The 16,475-nt window shown below is 60.2% G+C and carries 17 protein-coding genes; 10 read left to right on the forward strand and 7 right to left on the reverse strand.

Annotation, left to right across the window (positions count from 1 at the left end; genetic code table 11):
• Positions 1-32 precede the first annotated feature (32 nt).
• The 4 genes from PYR65_RS21060 to PYR65_RS21075 all read left to right on the forward strand — a co-directional run bounded on the left by PYR65_RS21060 (position 33) and on the right by PYR65_RS21075 (position 4,585).
• Positions 33-1,331 carry an extracellular solute-binding protein gene (locus PYR65_RS21060; RefSeq protein ID WP_276119378.1) on the forward strand — a complete coding sequence of 433 codons (1,299 nt, stop codon included), beginning with the start codon at positions 33-35 and terminating at the stop codon, positions 1,329-1,331.
• 449 nt (positions 1,332-1,780) lie between these two features.
• On the forward strand, positions 1,781-2,605 hold the full coding sequence (locus tag PYR65_RS21065) for an ABC transporter permease subunit (protein WP_060638173.1): 825 nt from the start codon (positions 1,781-1,783) through the stop codon (positions 2,603-2,605).
• A 14-nt stretch (positions 2,606-2,619) separates the two neighbouring features.
• Positions 2,620-3,462: a sn-glycerol-3-phosphate ABC transporter permease UgpE gene (ugpE, locus tag PYR65_RS21070; protein WP_113246747.1), complete on the forward strand. Its 843-nt coding sequence runs from the start codon at positions 2,620-2,622 to the stop codon at positions 3,460-3,462.
• 13 nt (positions 3,463-3,475) lie between these two features.
• Positions 3,476-4,585: a sn-glycerol-3-phosphate import ATP-binding protein UgpC gene (locus PYR65_RS21075; protein WP_276119379.1), complete on the forward strand. Its 1,110-nt coding sequence runs from the start codon at positions 3,476-3,478 to the stop codon at positions 4,583-4,585.
• Positions 4,586-4,615: 30 nt separating this feature from the next.
• Here PYR65_RS21075 and PYR65_RS21080 read toward each other — a convergent pair whose 3' ends face one another.
• From PYR65_RS21080 to PYR65_RS21090, 3 genes are all read right to left on the reverse strand, one after another.
• Positions 4,616-5,101: an HIT family protein gene (locus PYR65_RS21080; protein ID WP_276121126.1), complete on the reverse strand. Its 486-nt coding sequence runs from the start codon at positions 5,099-5,101 to the stop codon at positions 4,616-4,618.
• A 16-nt stretch (positions 5,102-5,117) separates the two neighbouring features.
• Positions 5,118-5,864 carry a class I SAM-dependent methyltransferase gene (locus tag PYR65_RS21085; RefSeq protein ID WP_276119380.1) on the reverse strand — a complete coding sequence of 249 codons (747 nt, stop codon included), beginning with the start codon at positions 5,862-5,864 and terminating at the stop codon, positions 5,118-5,120.
• Between the two features lie 259 nt (positions 5,865-6,123).
• Positions 6,124-6,777: a hydrolase gene (locus PYR65_RS21090; protein ID WP_276119381.1), complete on the reverse strand. Its 654-nt coding sequence runs from the start codon at positions 6,775-6,777 to the stop codon at positions 6,124-6,126.
• A gap of 150 nt (positions 6,778-6,927) precedes the next feature.
• On the opposite strand from PYR65_RS21090, the gene PYR65_RS21095 reads away from it, so the two are divergent.
• Positions 6,928-7,821: a LysR family transcriptional regulator gene (locus PYR65_RS21095; RefSeq protein ID WP_060638047.1), complete on the forward strand. Its 894-nt coding sequence runs from the start codon at positions 6,928-6,930 to the stop codon at positions 7,819-7,821.
• A gap of 128 nt (positions 7,822-7,949) precedes the next feature.
• Positions 7,950-8,183: a hypothetical protein gene (locus PYR65_RS21100; protein WP_276119382.1), complete on the forward strand. Its 234-nt coding sequence runs from the start codon at positions 7,950-7,952 to the stop codon at positions 8,181-8,183.
• Positions 8,184-8,411: 228 nt separating this feature from the next.
• On the opposite strand, the gene PYR65_RS21105 is transcribed toward PYR65_RS21100, so the two are convergent.
• Together PYR65_RS21105 and PYR65_RS21110 are read right to left on the reverse strand one after the other, a co-directional pair.
• Positions 8,412-9,044 (reverse strand): CatB-related O-acetyltransferase, encoded by a 633-nt coding sequence (locus PYR65_RS21105; RefSeq protein WP_276119383.1) that lies wholly within the window; start codon positions 9,042-9,044, stop codon positions 8,412-8,414.
• 184 nt (positions 9,045-9,228) lie between these two features.
• Positions 9,229-9,699 (reverse strand): GNAT family N-acetyltransferase, encoded by a 471-nt coding sequence (locus PYR65_RS21110; RefSeq protein WP_276119384.1) that lies wholly within the window; start codon positions 9,697-9,699, stop codon positions 9,229-9,231.
• A gap of 684 nt (positions 9,700-10,383) precedes the next feature.
• On the opposite strand from PYR65_RS21110, the gene gshB reads away from it, so the two are divergent.
• Positions 10,384-11,331 carry a glutathione synthase gene (gene gshB / locus PYR65_RS21115; protein WP_276119385.1) on the forward strand — a complete coding sequence of 316 codons (948 nt, stop codon included), beginning with the start codon at positions 10,384-10,386 and terminating at the stop codon, positions 11,329-11,331.
• 264 nt (positions 11,332-11,595) lie between these two features.
• Positions 11,596-13,128, forward strand: coding sequence for a YifB family Mg chelatase-like AAA ATPase (locus PYR65_RS21120; protein ID WP_276119386.1), 1,533 nt, complete (start codon positions 11,596-11,598; stop codon positions 13,126-13,128).
• A gap of 239 nt (positions 13,129-13,367) precedes the next feature.
• Here the strand turns inward: PYR65_RS21120 and cysK are convergent, their stop codons facing one another.
• Both cysK and PYR65_RS21130 read right to left on the reverse strand, forming a co-directional pair.
• Positions 13,368-14,336 carry a cysteine synthase A gene (cysK, locus tag PYR65_RS21125; protein ID WP_060638043.1) on the reverse strand — a complete coding sequence of 323 codons (969 nt, stop codon included), beginning with the start codon at positions 14,334-14,336 and terminating at the stop codon, positions 13,368-13,370.
• Between the two features lie 133 nt (positions 14,337-14,469).
• Positions 14,470-15,087 carry a LysE family translocator gene (locus PYR65_RS21130; RefSeq protein WP_276119387.1) on the reverse strand — a complete coding sequence of 206 codons (618 nt, stop codon included), beginning with the start codon at positions 15,085-15,087 and terminating at the stop codon, positions 14,470-14,472.
• Positions 15,088-15,241: 154 nt separating this feature from the next.
• On the opposite strand from PYR65_RS21130, the gene PYR65_RS21135 reads away from it, so the two are divergent.
• Together PYR65_RS21135 and PYR65_RS21140 are read left to right on the forward strand one after the other, a co-directional pair.
• On the forward strand, positions 15,242-15,874 hold the full coding sequence (locus PYR65_RS21135) for a LysE family translocator (RefSeq protein ID WP_276119388.1): 633 nt from the start codon (positions 15,242-15,244) through the stop codon (positions 15,872-15,874).
• Positions 15,875-15,911: 37 nt separating this feature from the next.
• Positions 15,912-16,469, forward strand: a complete 558-nt coding sequence (locus PYR65_RS21140) for a cysteine hydrolase family protein (RefSeq protein ID WP_276119389.1) — start codon at positions 15,912-15,914, stop codon at positions 16,467-16,469.
• Positions 16,470-16,475: the final 6 nt, after the last annotated feature.

Raw genomic sequence — 16,475 nt, forward strand, 5'->3', positions numbered from 1 at the left:
TCCTCACCTTAACCCTGGTGAAAGGAACTGCCATGATCAGGAAATTCACGATGACCGGCCTCGCGCTGGCCTTCTCCGCCACCTCATCCTTTGCCGCGACCAATATCAGCTGGTGGCACGGCATGGCCGGCCGCAACGGCGAAGTCATCAACGAGATCGCCACCAAGTTCAACGCCTCGCAGACGGCTTGCGCGCTCACCCCGGTTTCCAAGGGCACCTATGAGGAGGCGCTCGCGTCCGGCATCGCCGCTTTCCGTTCGGGCGAACAGCCCAACATCCTGCAGGTTTTCGACGCTGGTGCGGCAACCATCATCAACGCCAAGGGTGCCGTCATCCCGGCTGAAGACCTGATCAACAACGCCGGCTATAAATTCGACCGCGAAGCCTTCATCGATGGCGTCCGTTATTTCTACGCCGATAGCGACGGCAAGTTCGTCGGCATGCCGTTCAATTCCTCGGCGCCGATCATGTATATCAACGACGAAGCCCTGAAGAAGGCCGGTGTCGAAGCCCCGAAGACCTGGGAGGAATTCGAAGCGGCCGCTCCGAAGCTGAAGGAAGCCGGTTTCATCCCGCTCGTCCAGTCGCAGCTAACCTGGCAGTTCACCGAGAACTTTTTCTCGCGCAACAACATCCAGTTCGCTTCCAACAATAACGGCTATGACAGCGTCACCGACACGACGCTGAAGGTTACCGACCCGAACCTCGTCATGATGTTCGACAAGCTGAAGGCCTGGGCCGACGAAGGCTATTTCGCCTATTACGGCGCCGGCTGGAACGATAACCAGAAGATGTTCGAGGAAAACAAGGCAGCGCTCTGGATCGGCTCGTCGGGTTCGTTCGGCGGCCTGCAGAAGACGGCACAGATGCCGTTCTCGGCAACCTTCCTGCCCTATTGGGGTTCGATCAAGGGTGCGGGCACCTCGTCCTTCATTGGCGGTGCAGCACTCTTCGCCATGGCCGGAAAGCCGGAAGCGGAAAACAAGTGCGTGGCCGACTTCTTCCAGTTCCTGACCTCGCCGGAAATCCAGGTCTTCTATCATGAAGCCACGGGTTACGTCGCAATCACCAAGGCAGCCTACGAGCTGGCCAAGAGCCAGGGCTATTACAAGGAAAAGCCTGCTGCGGAAGTCGGCATCCAGCAGCTGATGCTGCCGGCCGGTGAATGGTCGAAGGGCTACCGCCTCGGCTTCTACCCGCAGATCCGCGAAATCATGGAACGCGAATACGGCCGCATCTTCGCCGGCGAAGTCTCCGTCAAGGACGCCTTCGACACGATCGAGAAGGAAGGCAACGCACTTCTCGCCCGCTTCGCAAAGACGGCTGGTTGATCTCCGGTCCTCTTCTCCCCTCGGGGAGAAGATGGCCAAAGGCCAGATGAGGGGGCCTGACATTCAGAGTATGCCGCCCACCCCCCTCTGCCCTGCCGGGCATCTCCCCCTCAAGGGGGGAGATCGGCAGCCGGCACTCCCTCGCTAGCAGCAACAGCGTTACGAGCGGAAAGAATAATCTCCCCCCTTGAGGGGGAGATGTCACGAAGTGACAGAGGGGGGTGACGCGGCACACGCAGAGCCATCATAGCCCATCCACCAAACGCATTTGAGATCCGGAAATGACGCACTCATCATCCTTGTCGCCTCAATCAACTGCCCCCGCGCCCGGCGGGTTTTGGCGCATTTTCGGCCTGAACAAATCCGCCGCCAAGCCGCCGGAAGAGACCGGTGCCAAGCGCGTGCAGTTCAATTCGCGGCTCCTGCCATATCTCTTTCTTGCGCCGCAGATGGCGATCATCTTCGTGTTCTTCTATTGGCCCTCGGTGCAGGCGATCCAGTCGTCCTTCTACCTGGAGGACCCGTTCGGCTTCGGCTCCACTTTCGTTGGCCTTGCCAACTATACCGACGTGCTGAAATCCGGCGAATATCTGGGCATTGCCCGCTTCACCGCCGTCTTCACCGTCCTCGTAACCTTCTTTTCGCTGTCGATCGGCCTGCTCCTCGCCGTCAAGGCCGACGGCGTCATTCGCGGCAATGCCACCTACAAGACGCTGCTGATCTGGGTCTATGCCATTGCCCCGCCGGTTGCCGGCCTGATGGGCATGATGATGTTCGATCAGCATATCGGCCCGCTGGTAAAATTCGCCGCCTTCTTCGGCTGGGATTTGAAAGTCGGGCTCAACTACAACGACACCGCCTTTGCGATGATCGTTGTCTCGGTCTGGAAGCAGATCCCCTACAACTTCATCTTCTTTCTCTCCGGCCTGCAGGGCATTCCGGTTTCGGTGCGCGAGGCGGCGCTGATGGATTGCCGCTCGGGTTTTCGCCGCTTCTGGACGGTCATCCTGCCGCTCTTGGCGCCCACCGCCTTCTTCCTCCTGATCATCAACACGACCTATGCCCTGTTCGACACGTTCGGCGTCATCGACGTGATGGTGAAGGACAAGGCTGCCAACAACCCGATCACGCTGGTCTACAAAGTCTATATGGACGGCTTTCGCGGCAACGACCTTGGCGGTTCCTCGGCCCAGTCGGTCATCCTGATGATCATCGTCTTCGTGCTCACCATCTTCCAGTTCCGCTTCATCGAGCGGCGCGTCCACTATAATTGAGCGGGGGCGAGACAATGCATCGCACGAAACTTTTCGACCATGTCATCCTGATGATGGGCGTCTTCTTCATGGTCGGCCCTTTGCTGGTGGCGCTGATGACCTCCAGCCACGAGGCCGCCGATATCCACCGCAACGGCTTGCAGATCCTGCCCGGCGGCCATTTCATCGATACCTACACCACCGTGCTCACCAAGCAGGGCGGCTTTACCGGCAAGATTACCGGTCTGCGGATGATGATGAACTCGCTGATCCTCGGCATCGGCTTTGCCGCAGGCAAGATCATCCTGTCGATGCTGGCGGCCTATGCGCTGGTCTATTTCCGCTTCCGCTTTGCCACCATCACCTTCTGGATGATCTTCACGACGCTGCTCCTGCCGCTCGAAGTGCGCATCCTGCCGTCCTACGAGGTGATGAACACGCTGAAACTCACCAACACCTATACCGGCCTGATCGTGCCGCTCCTGGCGTCCGCCACCGGCACGTTCTATTTCCGCCAGTTCTTCAAATCGATCCCCGATGAACTTCTGGAAGCCGCCCGCATCGATGGCGCCGGACCCTTCAAGTTCTTCATCGACGTGATCGTGCCACTCTCGAAAACCATGATCGCGGCGATCTTCATCATCATGTTCGTCTATGGCTGGAACCAGTATCTCTGGCCAACCCTGATGACCACCGACGAGAGCTTCTTCACGCTGGTGCGCGGCATCAAGCAGATCCTGCTTGTCTGGGTCGGCTCCAACATTCCCGATTACAACGAGGCCTTTGCCCTGGCGATCCTCGCCATGGTGCCGCCTGTGATGATCGTCATGATCTTCCAGCGCTGGTTCATCAAAGGCCTCACCGAAAGCGACAAGTAAGGGAGACGCCGCTATGGCAGCGATCAACATCACCAATGTTTCAAAGATCTATGCCGGCGGCGTCGAGGCGGTGAAATCCGTTTCCATCGACATTGCCGACGGCGAATTCATCGTGCTGGTCGGCCCGTCCGGCTGTGGCAAGTCCACGCTGTTGCGCATGGTGGCAGGGCTCGAGGCCATATCGAAGGGCACCGTCGAGATCGGCGACCGCGTCATCAACGATGTCGAACCGGCCGAGCGCGATATCGCCATGGTCTTCCAGAACTATGCGCTCTATCCGCACATGACCGTCTACAACAACCTCGCCTATGGCCTGAAAAACCGCGGCACGCCAAAGGCCGAGATCGATGCGCGCGTGGCCGAAGCCGCCCGCATGCTGGAGATCGAGCAATACCTCACCCGCAAACCACGTGCGCTGTCCGGCGGCCAGCGCCAGCGCGTCGCCATGGGCCGCGCCATCGTGCGCAAACCCGCGGCCTTCCTGTTCGATGAACCGCTGTCGAACCTCGACGCCAAACTGCGCGTCTCCATGCGCGGCGAGATCAAGCAGCTGCAAAAGCGCCTCGGCACGACCTCGCTCTACGTCACCCATGACCAGCTGGAAGCCATGACGCTCGCCGACCGCCTCGTCGTCCTCAACGGCGGCGAGATCGAGCAGATCGGCCGGCCGCTCGATGTTTACCACACCCCCGCCTCTACCTTCGTCGCGAGCTTCATCGGCTCCCCCGCCATGAACCTCCTGCGCGGCACCCGCGAAGGCACCCTCCTGCATTTCGGCAGCCAGATCCTCGACCTCGGCCGCGCGGCAGCCTTCCCCGGCCAGGTCACCGCCGGCATCCGCGCCGAAGACCTGCGGATTGCCACAGCAAGTGAACAGGCCCTAACGCTGAAGGTCGATTATATCGAAGAACTCGGCGCCCAACGCCTCGTCCACGGCACGATCGACGGCAAGAAGCTGACGGCATCGCTATCGCCCGAGATCGGGATCGGCGAAAGCCTGTCCCTCACCATCGCCCCCGACCGCCTGCACTTCTTCGACGCCACAACGGGCAAACGCCTGGCGCAACCCTTCGCAGCATCCGGGAGCAAGCGCGCGGAAAGACTGGAGATCGCGGACGCGTGAGCGGTGGGCGGTGATGGCGGGCCTTTGGCCTTAAGGAAATGCGATGGCCTCGCGCAACATCGCGATAGTCTCGGCCACCGACGGACCTTTGATCGGTGGAGGCTCGGATCTTTCACAGAATTCGCGCCAGACAAAAAGCGTCAACTCCGCCCCATCGGTCGGTGTTTCGCCTGGCCCTTCCGCCAATGTTTCGAGCACCCGGTAGCGGTCGTCTTGCCAGAAAAGCTCCTCAACCCAATCGTATATCGGAATGACGTGAAAATGGATGGCATAACCCGGCGCATGCCCAAAACGGCTGATATAGATCCGTTTCGCGCGCAAGACCGATTTCAATGCATGTTGCACGCTGGCAAATACTGTCCCAATTGAACGTAAAGCTTCGGTGGACAGATCACTAAGGTCATTCGTGGCCGTCGTCGAACTGATCATCAGATAGCCAGGGAGAGCCGAATTGATCCGGTGGTTCACGGACCAGCCGGGAGCCTCGCCAATATGAAACTGCTGCGGAATGACGATATTTTCGGACATGGCCTTACGCCTGGGCCAGCAGCGTAAACGAGCCGGGGATTGTCGGGTCTACCCAGTCAGGATGCTCCTCAAGCTTTGTGAGCTTGAACCCCGCCTTGACCACGGCCGTCAAGATCTCGCCCATGGTCCAAAAGCGATAGGTGCATGTTCCAAGACTGGCTCCGCCGTCAGCCGGGTTCGGCACATCCGCTTCAACCAAATCCGTTTGAAAGTAATCATGCGGGCCTTCGGGCCAAAACAGTTTACGTTGCAACGGATGAAATTCATTCAAAAGGAGCGTGCCACCGTCTGCGATGAGTTCCCGCATCACCGCGAAAAAACGGTCCAAGTCCTGGTGGTAGTGGAGAATGCCAAGCTCAAGCACCAGAATGTCGAATTGGTGACCGAGGCCGAGTTCATCCGCCTTGAGGATATCGCACACCGCATATTCGATCTCCACGCCCGCGCTCGCAGCAAGCTCAAGCGCAAAGCGCCTGTTTTCCTCTGCAAAATCGATCACAAGCACATCGGCTTCCAGACGCGCGAGCGCGACTGCGATACGGCCATGGGAACCCTGCACATTGCAAATTCGCTTCCCCGCAACACTTCCGAGATGGGGAAGAAGCCGACGAAGAACATGCTCCGGCTCAGCGACTATCTTTCGTGCCTCTGCCTCTGGGCTGCCAAACGCTGCTCGCCAGGCATCAAATCGCTGAGCATTCCAAGCCCTGCGGTTCGCTTCCGTTCTTTCATCATCGATCCCGCTTGCCATTGCTCAACACTATCGCGAGTTTCGAGGTCTGCAAATAGCATGATCCTGAACCGGCTGGCGCTCCGAAGGCAGAACCGTGTCAGTCATACTTTCCAAGCCGGGACGGGGCCGTTCCATCAGATAATATTCGGGGGGCGGCGGTCTCTAAAAGCCGGTCCTCCGATACACATTATCGCATTCCAAAGAATGGGGATAACGAACCCGGACAGGCGATCACTTTTTTGCATCACGCGTTCAACGTCCGTCATCCCCGCTCAAATCAGCCTGCGTTGGCGGGCACCGGCGTGTTCAGCAGCTGCTGTTCCCACATATACGCGACGCCGCTGCCGGCGGCGTGCTGTTTGAGCACCTCCGTCAGTTCGGCGGCGTGCTCGGTGCGCGCCCAGTCGCGCTGCCATTCCGCTGCGAGCGCCAGCCAGGTCATCATGTTGGCGCCGGCCGCAATCATGCGCTGGATGGCGACCGCATGCGCCTCGACCGAAGTGCCGCCGGAGGCGTCGGTGATCACGGTAACATCCCAGCCTTCCCCCAGCGCCTGGATGACCGGCATCGCGACGCAGACCTCGGTCCAAAGGCCGGCGATGATCAGCTGCTTGCGGCCGGTCGCCTTGACCGCGTCCACGACCTTGCTGTCTTCCCAAGTGTTGATGAACGTCCGGTCAATGACATCCTGGCCGGAAAACACGTCGGTGATCTGCGAAAAGATGAGGCCGCCGCGTTCGGCGATCACGCTCGTCAGGATGGTCGGGACACCAAAAGCCTTGGCGGCCTTGGCCAGCGCCGTCGAATTGTTGACCACCGCATGCGGGTCGTGGCTGTTGAGATTGGCCAGCTGGTAGGGCTGGTGGTCGATCAGGACGAGGACCGAGTCTTCGGGACGAAGAAGCGAAGAGAGGCCGTTACGAAAGGTCATTGCTAAATCCTTTGCTGCCGTTTGAGCGGCACTGGTTTTCCGGGAGACAGGCGCGAAGGCGCCGTTGCCTCACACCAGTATTGCCGTTCCTACCTGAGATGCGGTAGTACCAGTTGGCGGCCAGCTGCGTCGCGGAATGGGGAACGCTCAATGGATATCGAGGAGCTGCGGACGTTTGTGGAAGTGGCCGATGCGGGTGGCGTATCGCCTGCAGCGCGCCGGCTCGGCGTCTCCAAGTCCATCGTCAGCCGGCGGCTCTTCCGGCTGGAGGCGGAACTTGGCGTCCAGCTTCTGGCGCGCACCACCCGGGGCGCCGCTCTGACGGAGGCCGGCGAGACGTTCCGCGATTATGCCGCAAGGGTCTGCGCCGAGATCGATGTCGCCAGGGAAACGATCCTGCCTGCCGGCGCGCTTCGCGGGCGCCTGCGCGTGGCCGTGCCGCTGTCTTTCGGCCAGGCGCACTTTGCGCCCATCCTTGCCGAAATGGCGCGCCGCCACCCGCAGCTGCAAATCCACACATGCTACAGTGATCGCTTCGTCGATCTGATCACCGAAGGATATGATTGCGCGATACGGGTCGGCTACCTTCAGGACTCTAATCTTATCGCCAGACGCGTCGGCCCCATCTTCGGCAAGCTGGTCGCGAGCCCGGATTATATCAGGCAGCATGGATCGCCCGAGACGCCGGAGGAACTGCTGGCGCACGAGGCCCTCATGCAGGGCACCGAAAGCTGGCAACTCACGGATGGCGGCGAAATCATCACGGTGCGCCCGCAGGGACGCTTCAAGGCGGATAACGGCGTTGCCCTCGTGGCCGCCGCCACGGCAGGGCTCGGCATCGCTTACCTGCCCGATTGCCTCACCCATGACCACATAGCCTCCGGCGCGCTTGTGCCGGTCATGACCCGTCATCCGCCGCCGCCGGCCGGCGCCTATGTCATCCGCCCGCCGGGCCAGCACCCCGCCCGCAAGATCCGCGTCCTCATCGAATTGCTGATCGAATATTGCGAACCGGCGCCAGACCTTTCCGGCACCGCCCGTTAAGGCAGTGCGGCGCGAAAGCTCAGACGGTCAATCCACCGCCCCCCGTTGACACCGCCATTGTTCACCGCGATAGGGTCAGGCCAAGACAGGCGCCACAGCGCCAGCCAAGCAACAACAGGAGCGTAACAGTGAGCGAACAGACCGTAGCCGAGGCCACAAACCGCATTTATGAATCGCTCCAGGCGGACAATGCCGACATCGATATGCACATCGCCAATCTCAAGGCAGCATTGACGCGGGAGGGCTTGAAAGAAGCCATCCTCGACCCGGCCAGGCTGGTGCAGAACAACCGTTCTGGCCGAAAACTGCTGCAGGCTTATTTTCGCCAGCGTGGCGTGACGGTGGTGTATGCGGCGGCGTGACGTTGCTGGGACGAGAGACAGATTGCCGTATGAAAAGCTGAGATGATATCAAAGTGCGCCCGGATTTCCGGGCGATCTCAAAGTTGAGGATTAGCGTTGTCGCTTATGTTCCGGAAACAGCGGCAAGGTTGATTTCGAAGTTCGCGTTTGGCCGCTGGTTGTGACGTGTGGGATCGTCACCCTATGAGGCAGTCACATGATGCGCTCTTGTTGTGAATTTGTTGGCTCTCAAACCATGTTTAGCGCCACAAGGTCACCGCATTCCAGGGCCGCCAAATTCGCTTCGATTTTTTCAATGGGCCAATTCCACCAAGCTATCTCGAGAAGCTGGCTGACGATCTCGGCGGGATAGCGCATCCGGATGACCGTGGCTGGGTTTCCTGCGACAACTGCGTAAGGTGTAACGTTTCGAGCGACCACCGACGCAGCAGCCACGATCGCGCCTGCACCGATCTGCACACCGGGCATGATCGCTGCGCCATGGCCAATCCATACATCGTGCCCGACCACGGTATCTTTCGCCGGCAGGTCTTTGTAGCCGAAGGTCTCTGGTTTGAAGATCCGGAAGGGATAGGTTGTAAAGCCCGTCATCGGATGATTGGCTGAACTTGTGATAAAATAGCTTCCCCGGGCGATCTGGACAAATTTGCCGATGACCAACCGCTCGCGGACGTTATGGCCCAGATAGGGTGCGAGTATCCCGGCGGTGTCTTCCGGCTTTCCGGAGTGCGTGAAATAGCTGTATTCGCCGATTTCCATACGCGGATGGCTGATCACATTCTTCAGGTAGACGGTATCGCGGTACAGCGTACCTTCCGGCAGGGTGATGGGGTGCATTGCGTTTTCGTCGAGAAGAGGCATCAAAAATACCGTTCAGTGTAAAGCCAGCGCCAATGCTAGTTTCCACCAGAACGGGAATCCATCGCCCATCCAAAATAGTTTCATGAATAATGTGAATGGCAACCTATTCAGGGTTTCGGCTGACGCCGCTCTTGGCGCGATCCGGCCAAACGGGACATGCGGTCCAAAGAAACCAACCCAACGATCACAGCTTCGACGCCAGCACGGGCCGCTCCATCAAATAATGTGTTGATGTGGCGGCCGTTTCCAGAAAACCATGCCTCCGGTAAAGCGTGCCGACCGGATTCCAGAGAAGATATTCCAGCCGTACGGGCAGACGCAACCCGTCGGCTAGGATGAGGCAATGGCGCAGGATTGCGGTGCCAATTCCCCGGCCACGGAATTCATTTGCGAGATAAAATTCACCGAATTGAAAATGGGCAGAGCACCGTTGCAGAGAGATTGTGCCGATCGGTTTTTCCTGAAACTCGATTTTCGAGAATGGTTTCTCCAGCATGTTTTTGCTGTGAATGCCGCGCTGGAATTCCTCGTCCCAGCCCCAATGGTGTTTGATGTGCGGACCCATCGCCTGTGTTTTTACCTGAAACGAGAATTCGCACTCGTCCGGGCCAAGCAAAGGAAATCGAATATCTGGAGCGAGGTCAGGTAACTGCATGATGCATGGCTACCACGAAAAACCACGATAGGACGAGGTTAGCGCGTGACGGCCAAGTTTGCTCCCGCAGCACGGCCTCCCCTGGCACTCTCCCAAAAAAAAATTTCATCCCCCAAAATCCCCGCCCCCAAAACCCGTGCCATACTCACTCCCGTCCCATCACGGATACACCGGTTTGCGTTGCCGGCGAGGTGGGGCCGGTGCCCGGACGGTTTTGCGGAACGCGCGCAAAATCCCCGGGACTGCGTGAAAGGTGGTTCTCCTCCGGTTCGCCAATGAACCGGGCGTGCCGGGTTCGTCACGCCGTCTTATGACGGCCCAGGGCGAAACCCCGCCTTAGTGAAAAGCCTGGCGGATAAGCGGCCGGGCTGGGGCATTGGAGGCCTCTCCTTGAAAAAGAGTGGCGCAGAAGAACCTGAGAAGCGCGGCAAAAGACACCGAAACGGGGCACATCGCGTGTCACCTACACTTAACTACCTGAGGCACCCGATGTGCCCCGGCCGACCCTGCCGCGCCAAAAAGCGGCAGACATTGCAGATGAGACAAACCACGGGCGATAACCGCGCCGCGTGAACGCGAAGGCGCGCCTGATCGAAACCGCAGCAGAAATCTGTATGGCGTCCCTTATGCCATTTGCTATAGACAGAAACCTCAACGATGCCCACGATCAACAGGGAATGTCTTATGGCGAAAATCGTAAATGTCGCGATCCAGATGGATCATGTTTCAGGCATCAATATTGCTGGCGACAGCACGTTCGCGATGAGCCTCGAGGCGCAGGCGCGCGGCTATAAGCTCTTCCATTACACGCCAAACCAGCTGTCTTTGCGCGACGGCAAGGTGATCGCCACCGTCGAGCCGCTGACGCTGCGCGACGTCAAGGGCGACCACTACACGCTGGGAGAGGCCGAGCGCATCGACCTGTCGAGCATGGACGTAGTGCTTTTGCGCCAGGATCCGCCCTTCGACATGGCCTATATCACCTCGACGCATCTGCTGGAGCGCATCCACCCGAAAACGTTGGTGGTCAACGATCCCGCCTGGGTGCGCAATTCGCCGGAAAAGATCTTCGTCACCGAATTTCCCGACCTGATGCCGAAGACGCTGATCACCCGCGATCCCGCCGAAATTGCCAGCTTCCGCGCCGAAATGGGCGATATCATCCTAAAGCCGCTCTATGGCAATGGCGGCGCCGGCGTCTTCCATTCGACTCGCGACGACCGCAACATGTCGTCGCTGCTCGAAATGTTCGGCCAGATGTTCCGCGAACCCTTCATCGCCCAGGAATATCTGCCCGCCGTCCGCAAGGGCGACAAGCGCATCATCCTTGTCGATGGCGAGCCTGTCGGCGCGATCAACCGGGTGCCGGCCGAACACGACGCCCGCTCCAACATGCATGCCGGCGGCACGCCGATGCCGACGGATTTGACGGCGCGCGAAAAGGAAATCTGCGCCCGCATCGGACCGGCCTTGCGCGAGCGCGGCTTCCTGCTCGTCGGTATCGATGTGATCGGCGACGTGATGACCGAAATCAACGTCACCTCCCCCACCGGCATCCGCGAAGTCAAGAAATTCGGCGGCGCCGATATCGCAGCCCTGTTATGGGAAGCGATCGAGCGCAAGCGCAGTTGATGACAGCCCGAGCAAAGCTTTCCGCACGCCGGGGCGGCCAGCCATCCCGGCAGGCTGGCACAACCTGAATTTACCTCCATCCGTTCACGGTTGTTCTCCTTCGTTCCATTTTTACAACCTACCACAACTCTTCCGTTTGTGAAGAGTGAATCTGTTCGATAATTGTTCTTGTTTTATTCCTTTTTCCGTGTAAGTTTTGAAGCCACAACCGGTTGAGGTTGCATTGGCGGGTTGTCGGCCTGCCGCGCGGCAAGAGGGACAATCATGGTCGCACGTGTCAGTACGGTTGCATTTCAGGGCATAGAAGGCGTACCCGTCGATGTTCAGGTGATGGTCGCACCGGGAAAGATCGGCATGCAGATCGTTGGCCTTCCCGACAAGGCTGTCGCTGAGAGCCGCGAGCGGGTTCAGGCTGCGCTGCATGCCTCCGGCCTGTCGCTTCCCGCCAAGAAGGTGACCATCAATCTTGCCCCGGCCGATCTGCCCAAGGAGGGTTCGCATTTCGACCTGCCGATTGCGCTCGGCCTGATGGCGGCGCTCGGCGCTATTCCCGGCGATGCGCTGGATGGCTATGTGGTGATCGGCGAACTCAATCTCGACGGCACGATTGCAGCCGTTGCCGGGGCTCTCCCCGCCGCCATGGGCGCCAATGCCGTCGGCAAGGGCCTGATCTGCCCTTCAGAGAGCGGCGCGGAAGCGGCCTGGGCGGGATCAGAGATCGATATCCTGGCGCCGCGCAGCCTGATCGCACTTGCCAATCATTTTCGCGGCACGCAGGTTCTGTCGCGTCCCGAACCGGCGGTGCGCGCCAGTGCTGCCAATATGCCCGATCTCGCCGATATCAAGGGCCAGGAAAGCGCCAAGCGGGCTCTGGAAGTGGCGGCAGCGGGAAACCACAACCTGTTGATGGTCGGCCCGCCCGGCTCCGGCAAGTCGATGCTGGCGGCCCGCCTGCCCTCGATCCTGCCGCCCCTGTCGCCGCCCGAGCTGCTTGAGGTCTCGATGATCCACTCGATCGCCGGACAGTTGGCAGGCGGCAAGCTGTCGGACCGGCGGCCGTTCCGCACGCCGCATCACTCCGCCACCATGGCTGCGATGGTCGGCGGCGGCCTGCGGGCCAAGCCCGGCGAGGCGTCGCTCGCGCATCATGGCGTGCTGTTTTTGGACGAATTTCCCGAATTCACGCCGCAGGTGCTCGATGCGTTGCGCCAGCCGCTGGAGACAGCCGAGTGCATCATCGCGCGTGCCAATCACCGCGTTACCTATCCCGCCGCGATCCAGCTGGTTGCTGCGATGAACCCCTGCCGCTGCGGCATGGCCGGCGAGCCCGGCCATAGCTGTGCCCGGGGTCCGCGCTGCCTGTCCGATTATCAGGGCCGCATTTCCGGGCCGCTGATGGACCGGATCGATATCCGCATCGACGTGCCCTCCGTCACCGCCGCCGATCTCATCCGCCCAGCCCCTGCCGAGCCCTCCAGCGTCGTTGCAAGGCGGGTGGCGCGCGCCCGCGAAATCCAGATGGACCGGTTCATCACCTTCGGCATGCCGCACATTCTCTCCAATGCCCGCTGTTCCACATCGATGATTGAAACAATGGCCGAGCCCGATGCCGGCGGGCTGCAATTGCTGCGGGATGCCGCTGAAAAAATGAAGTTTTCTGCGCGCGGCCATCACCGGGTGCTGAAGGTCGCCCGCACGCTGGCCGATCTCGATGAAAAGATCACGGTCGGGCGCATTCATCTGGCCGAAGCGATCTCCTACCGGATCGCTGGCGAGCGGCTGACGGCAGCGGCATGAGATTGTCCCGGCGACACCGTGCACGCCGTTAGTTAGGGCAAGCACCTCAATGAAGGTGCTGCCGGTTCTTTGAAAAAAGAATATCGATAGCTGAGCGGTTTGATCGCCCGTTTGGCAGATTCCCTTCTGCGCTGGTGGCAGCGGGTTGTCTTTCCCCGAGCACCCCACGGAAATGGCAACGAGGGTGCGGGAGTGAGGATGGCGCCACCAGATTGCGGCGCCATCCTCTTAAGGGCTTCTTAACCGCCAAGACCTTCGAACAGCGCTGTCGACAGATAGCGTTCGGCAAAGGACGGAATGATCACGACGATGGTCTTGCCTTCGTTTTCCGGGCGCTGGCCGATCGTGATCGCAGCTTTCAGAGCGGCACCGGACGAAATCCCGACGGGGACACCTTCCAGGCGCGCAACGTGGCGGGCGGTCTCGATCGCCTCAGGGCTCGAAACGGTGATGATCTCGTCATAAATTTTCGTATCGAGAATGGCGGGCGCAAAGCCGGCGCCAATGCCCTGGATCTTGTGCGGGCCGGGGGCGCCGCCAGAGAGCACAGGCGATTCGGCCGGCTCGACGGCGATCACCTTGATCGACGGTTTCTTGCCTTTCAGCACCTGGCCGGCGCCAGTGATCGTGCCGCCGGTGCCGATGCCGGAAACGAGGATATCGACGCTGCCGTCGGTGTCGTTCCAGATTTCCTCGGCCGTCGTCTTGCGATGGATTTCCGGATTGGCCGGATTTTCGAATTGCTGCGGAATGATGGCGTCCGGCAGCGATGCGGCCAGCTCTTCGGCCTTGGCGATGGCGCCCTTCATGCCCTTGGGGCCTTCGGTCAGCACCAGTTCGGCGCCGAGCAGCGCCAGCATCTTGCGGCGCTCGATCGACATGGTCTCCGGCATGGTGAGGATGAGCTTGTACCCCTTGGCGGCGGCGGCAAAGGCGAGTGCGATGCCGGTATTGCCCGAGGTCGGCTCGATCAGCGTCGTCTTGCCGGGGGTGATCTTGCCCTGGGCTTCCAGCGCTTCGATCATCGCCACGCCGATACGGTCCTTGACGGAAGCAATCGGATTGAAGAATTCGAGCTTGGCCAGAAGGTTGGCCTTGACGCCGTTTTCCTTGGCCAGCTTGTCGAGCCGCACGATCGGCGTATCGCCAATCGTCTCGGTGATCGAAGCATAGACGCGGCCGCGGCCGGGCTTGCGCTGTTCTGACATGGTGCTCTCCCTTTTCTCATCAGTTGCGGGGAGAATAGGGGCAAAGCCGCTGGCTTGCCAGAGTGTCATTCGCCAGCACCTTGTTCCTGTTGGAAAAAACGATCTCGGAACCGGCAGTTACGGAACGATTTTTTCAGGCGGCACGGGTGGCGATGTAGGCGGCCGTCGTTCCGATGATCCCGGCGGCAATCCTGTTCAACGACTTCAATGCCCGTGGCTGCTTGAGAAGCAGCCGTGCCCGCGACGCGAGCAGGATATAGGGGATGAGCACCGCCATCAGCACGGTAAAGGTTGCCATCAAAAGAACGGCATAGTCGTTGAGGCCGATCTGGTGAACGTCAATCAAGGTCGGCACCAGCGCCACATAGAACAGCATGGTCTTCGGATTGCCAAACGTCACCAAAAGGCCGGACAGGAAGGACATGCCCATGCTGGTGCTTTTCTTGGCCTGGATATCCTGCGGCAAAAGCCCGGCGGTCCAGAGCTTGTAGGCAATATAAACCAGATAGAGCGCGCCAAGGATCTTGATGATCATGAAGGTGGTGGTGAAGGTCTGCGCAACCAGCGCCAGCCCGAGGATCACCGCAGTCAGATAGACGATATCGCCAAGCACGAGGCCAAGCCCCATGAAGAAGGTCTCGCGGAAGCCGGAGCCCAAAGCCCGCGCGACGATCGCGGTCATGCCGGGCCCGGGGATCGCGGCAGCAATGAACAGCGCGGTACAATAGGCAAAAAGCGTGGCGAGGCTCATTTCGGCTCCGTTGATAGGCAAGCGCAATATCTAACCGTTTTTGTCCAGGCGGGCAATTCGTACGGCATTGATCCAGGTGACAGTTCCCGCTAATTCAACATCTCGTCACGGACCGGGATTTCCGCCCGCCAGCGTTTCAGGGGAGACGTCCTTCATGCCCGCAGCAGCCAGCCTTGCAGCCTTCGCCCTTGTTGCGCTCGGCATGGTGCTGACGCCAGGCCCGAACATGATCTACCTGATTTCGCGCTCGCTCTGTCAGGGGCCGATGGCGGGGCTGACCTCGCTCATCGGGGTCGCGCTCGGCTTTCTCGTCTATATGCTGTCGGCGGCTTTCGGCATCACCGCGCTGCTGCTGGCCGTGCCTTATGCCTATGATGCACTGCGCATCGGTGGCGCGCTCTATCTGCTTTATCTCGCCTGGCAGGCGGTGCGTCCCGGCGGGCGGTCGGCGTTCGAGATGCGAAACCTGGCAAAGGACCCGCCGCAGCGCCTGTTCCTCATGGGCTTTGCGACAAGTCTGCTCAATCCGAAGATCGCCGTTCTCTATCTTTCGCTGCTGCCGCAGTTCATCGATCCGGCGCTCGGGCACATCTTTTTTCAGTCCATCGTCTTCGGAACGATCCAGATCGTCACCAGCGTCACCGTCAACGCCCTGTTCGTGCTGACCGCAGGCTCGATCGCAGCCTTTCTTGCCAGCCGTCCGGCCTGGCTTTCAGTGCAACGCTGGCTGATGGGCGGCGTGCTCGGCGCGCTTGCGGTCCGCATGGCGATGGACAGCCGGCGCTGACCACATCCCTTTTTCGACACCAAAACAGAGCATAGCCATGACCACAGCGCTTCTCATCATCGACGTTCAAAACGCCGTTCTCGACGGCGAAGGCACGCCGGAACGCCAGCCGGCCATCGATGCCGCCTTCACCGAAACCATTGGCCGTCTGCAATCGGTCCAGGCCCGTGCCCGCGCCGCGCATATTCCGGTCATTCTGGTGCAGCATGACGGCGGGCCTGGCAATCCGCTGGCGCGCTCTTCCAACGGCTGGGGCCTGCGCCACGAGATCGCGCCTGTCCTCGGCGAGGCGGTCATTCACAAGACCAGCTGCGACAGCTTTTTCCAGACGAACCTTGGCGAGGTACTTGCGAAACTTGCGATCACCCATCTCGTCATCGGCGGCTGTCAGACGCAATTCTGTGTCGATACGGCCGTACGCCGCGCGGTTTCGCTGGGCTACGACGTCACGCTTCTATCCGACGGCCACACGACCGGCGACATGGGCGAACTGACCTTTGCGCAGATCGTCGCCCACCACAACCACATGCTTGGCGGCTTCCATGCCGGAGCGCACGCGGTCGAGCTTCGCCGCGCGGGCGAAATCACGTTCTAGGCCTTT

The sequence above is a fragment of the Pararhizobium qamdonense genome (assembly GCF_029277445.1).
GTDB lineage: Bacteria > Pseudomonadota > Alphaproteobacteria > Rhizobiales > Rhizobiaceae > Pararhizobium > Pararhizobium qamdonense.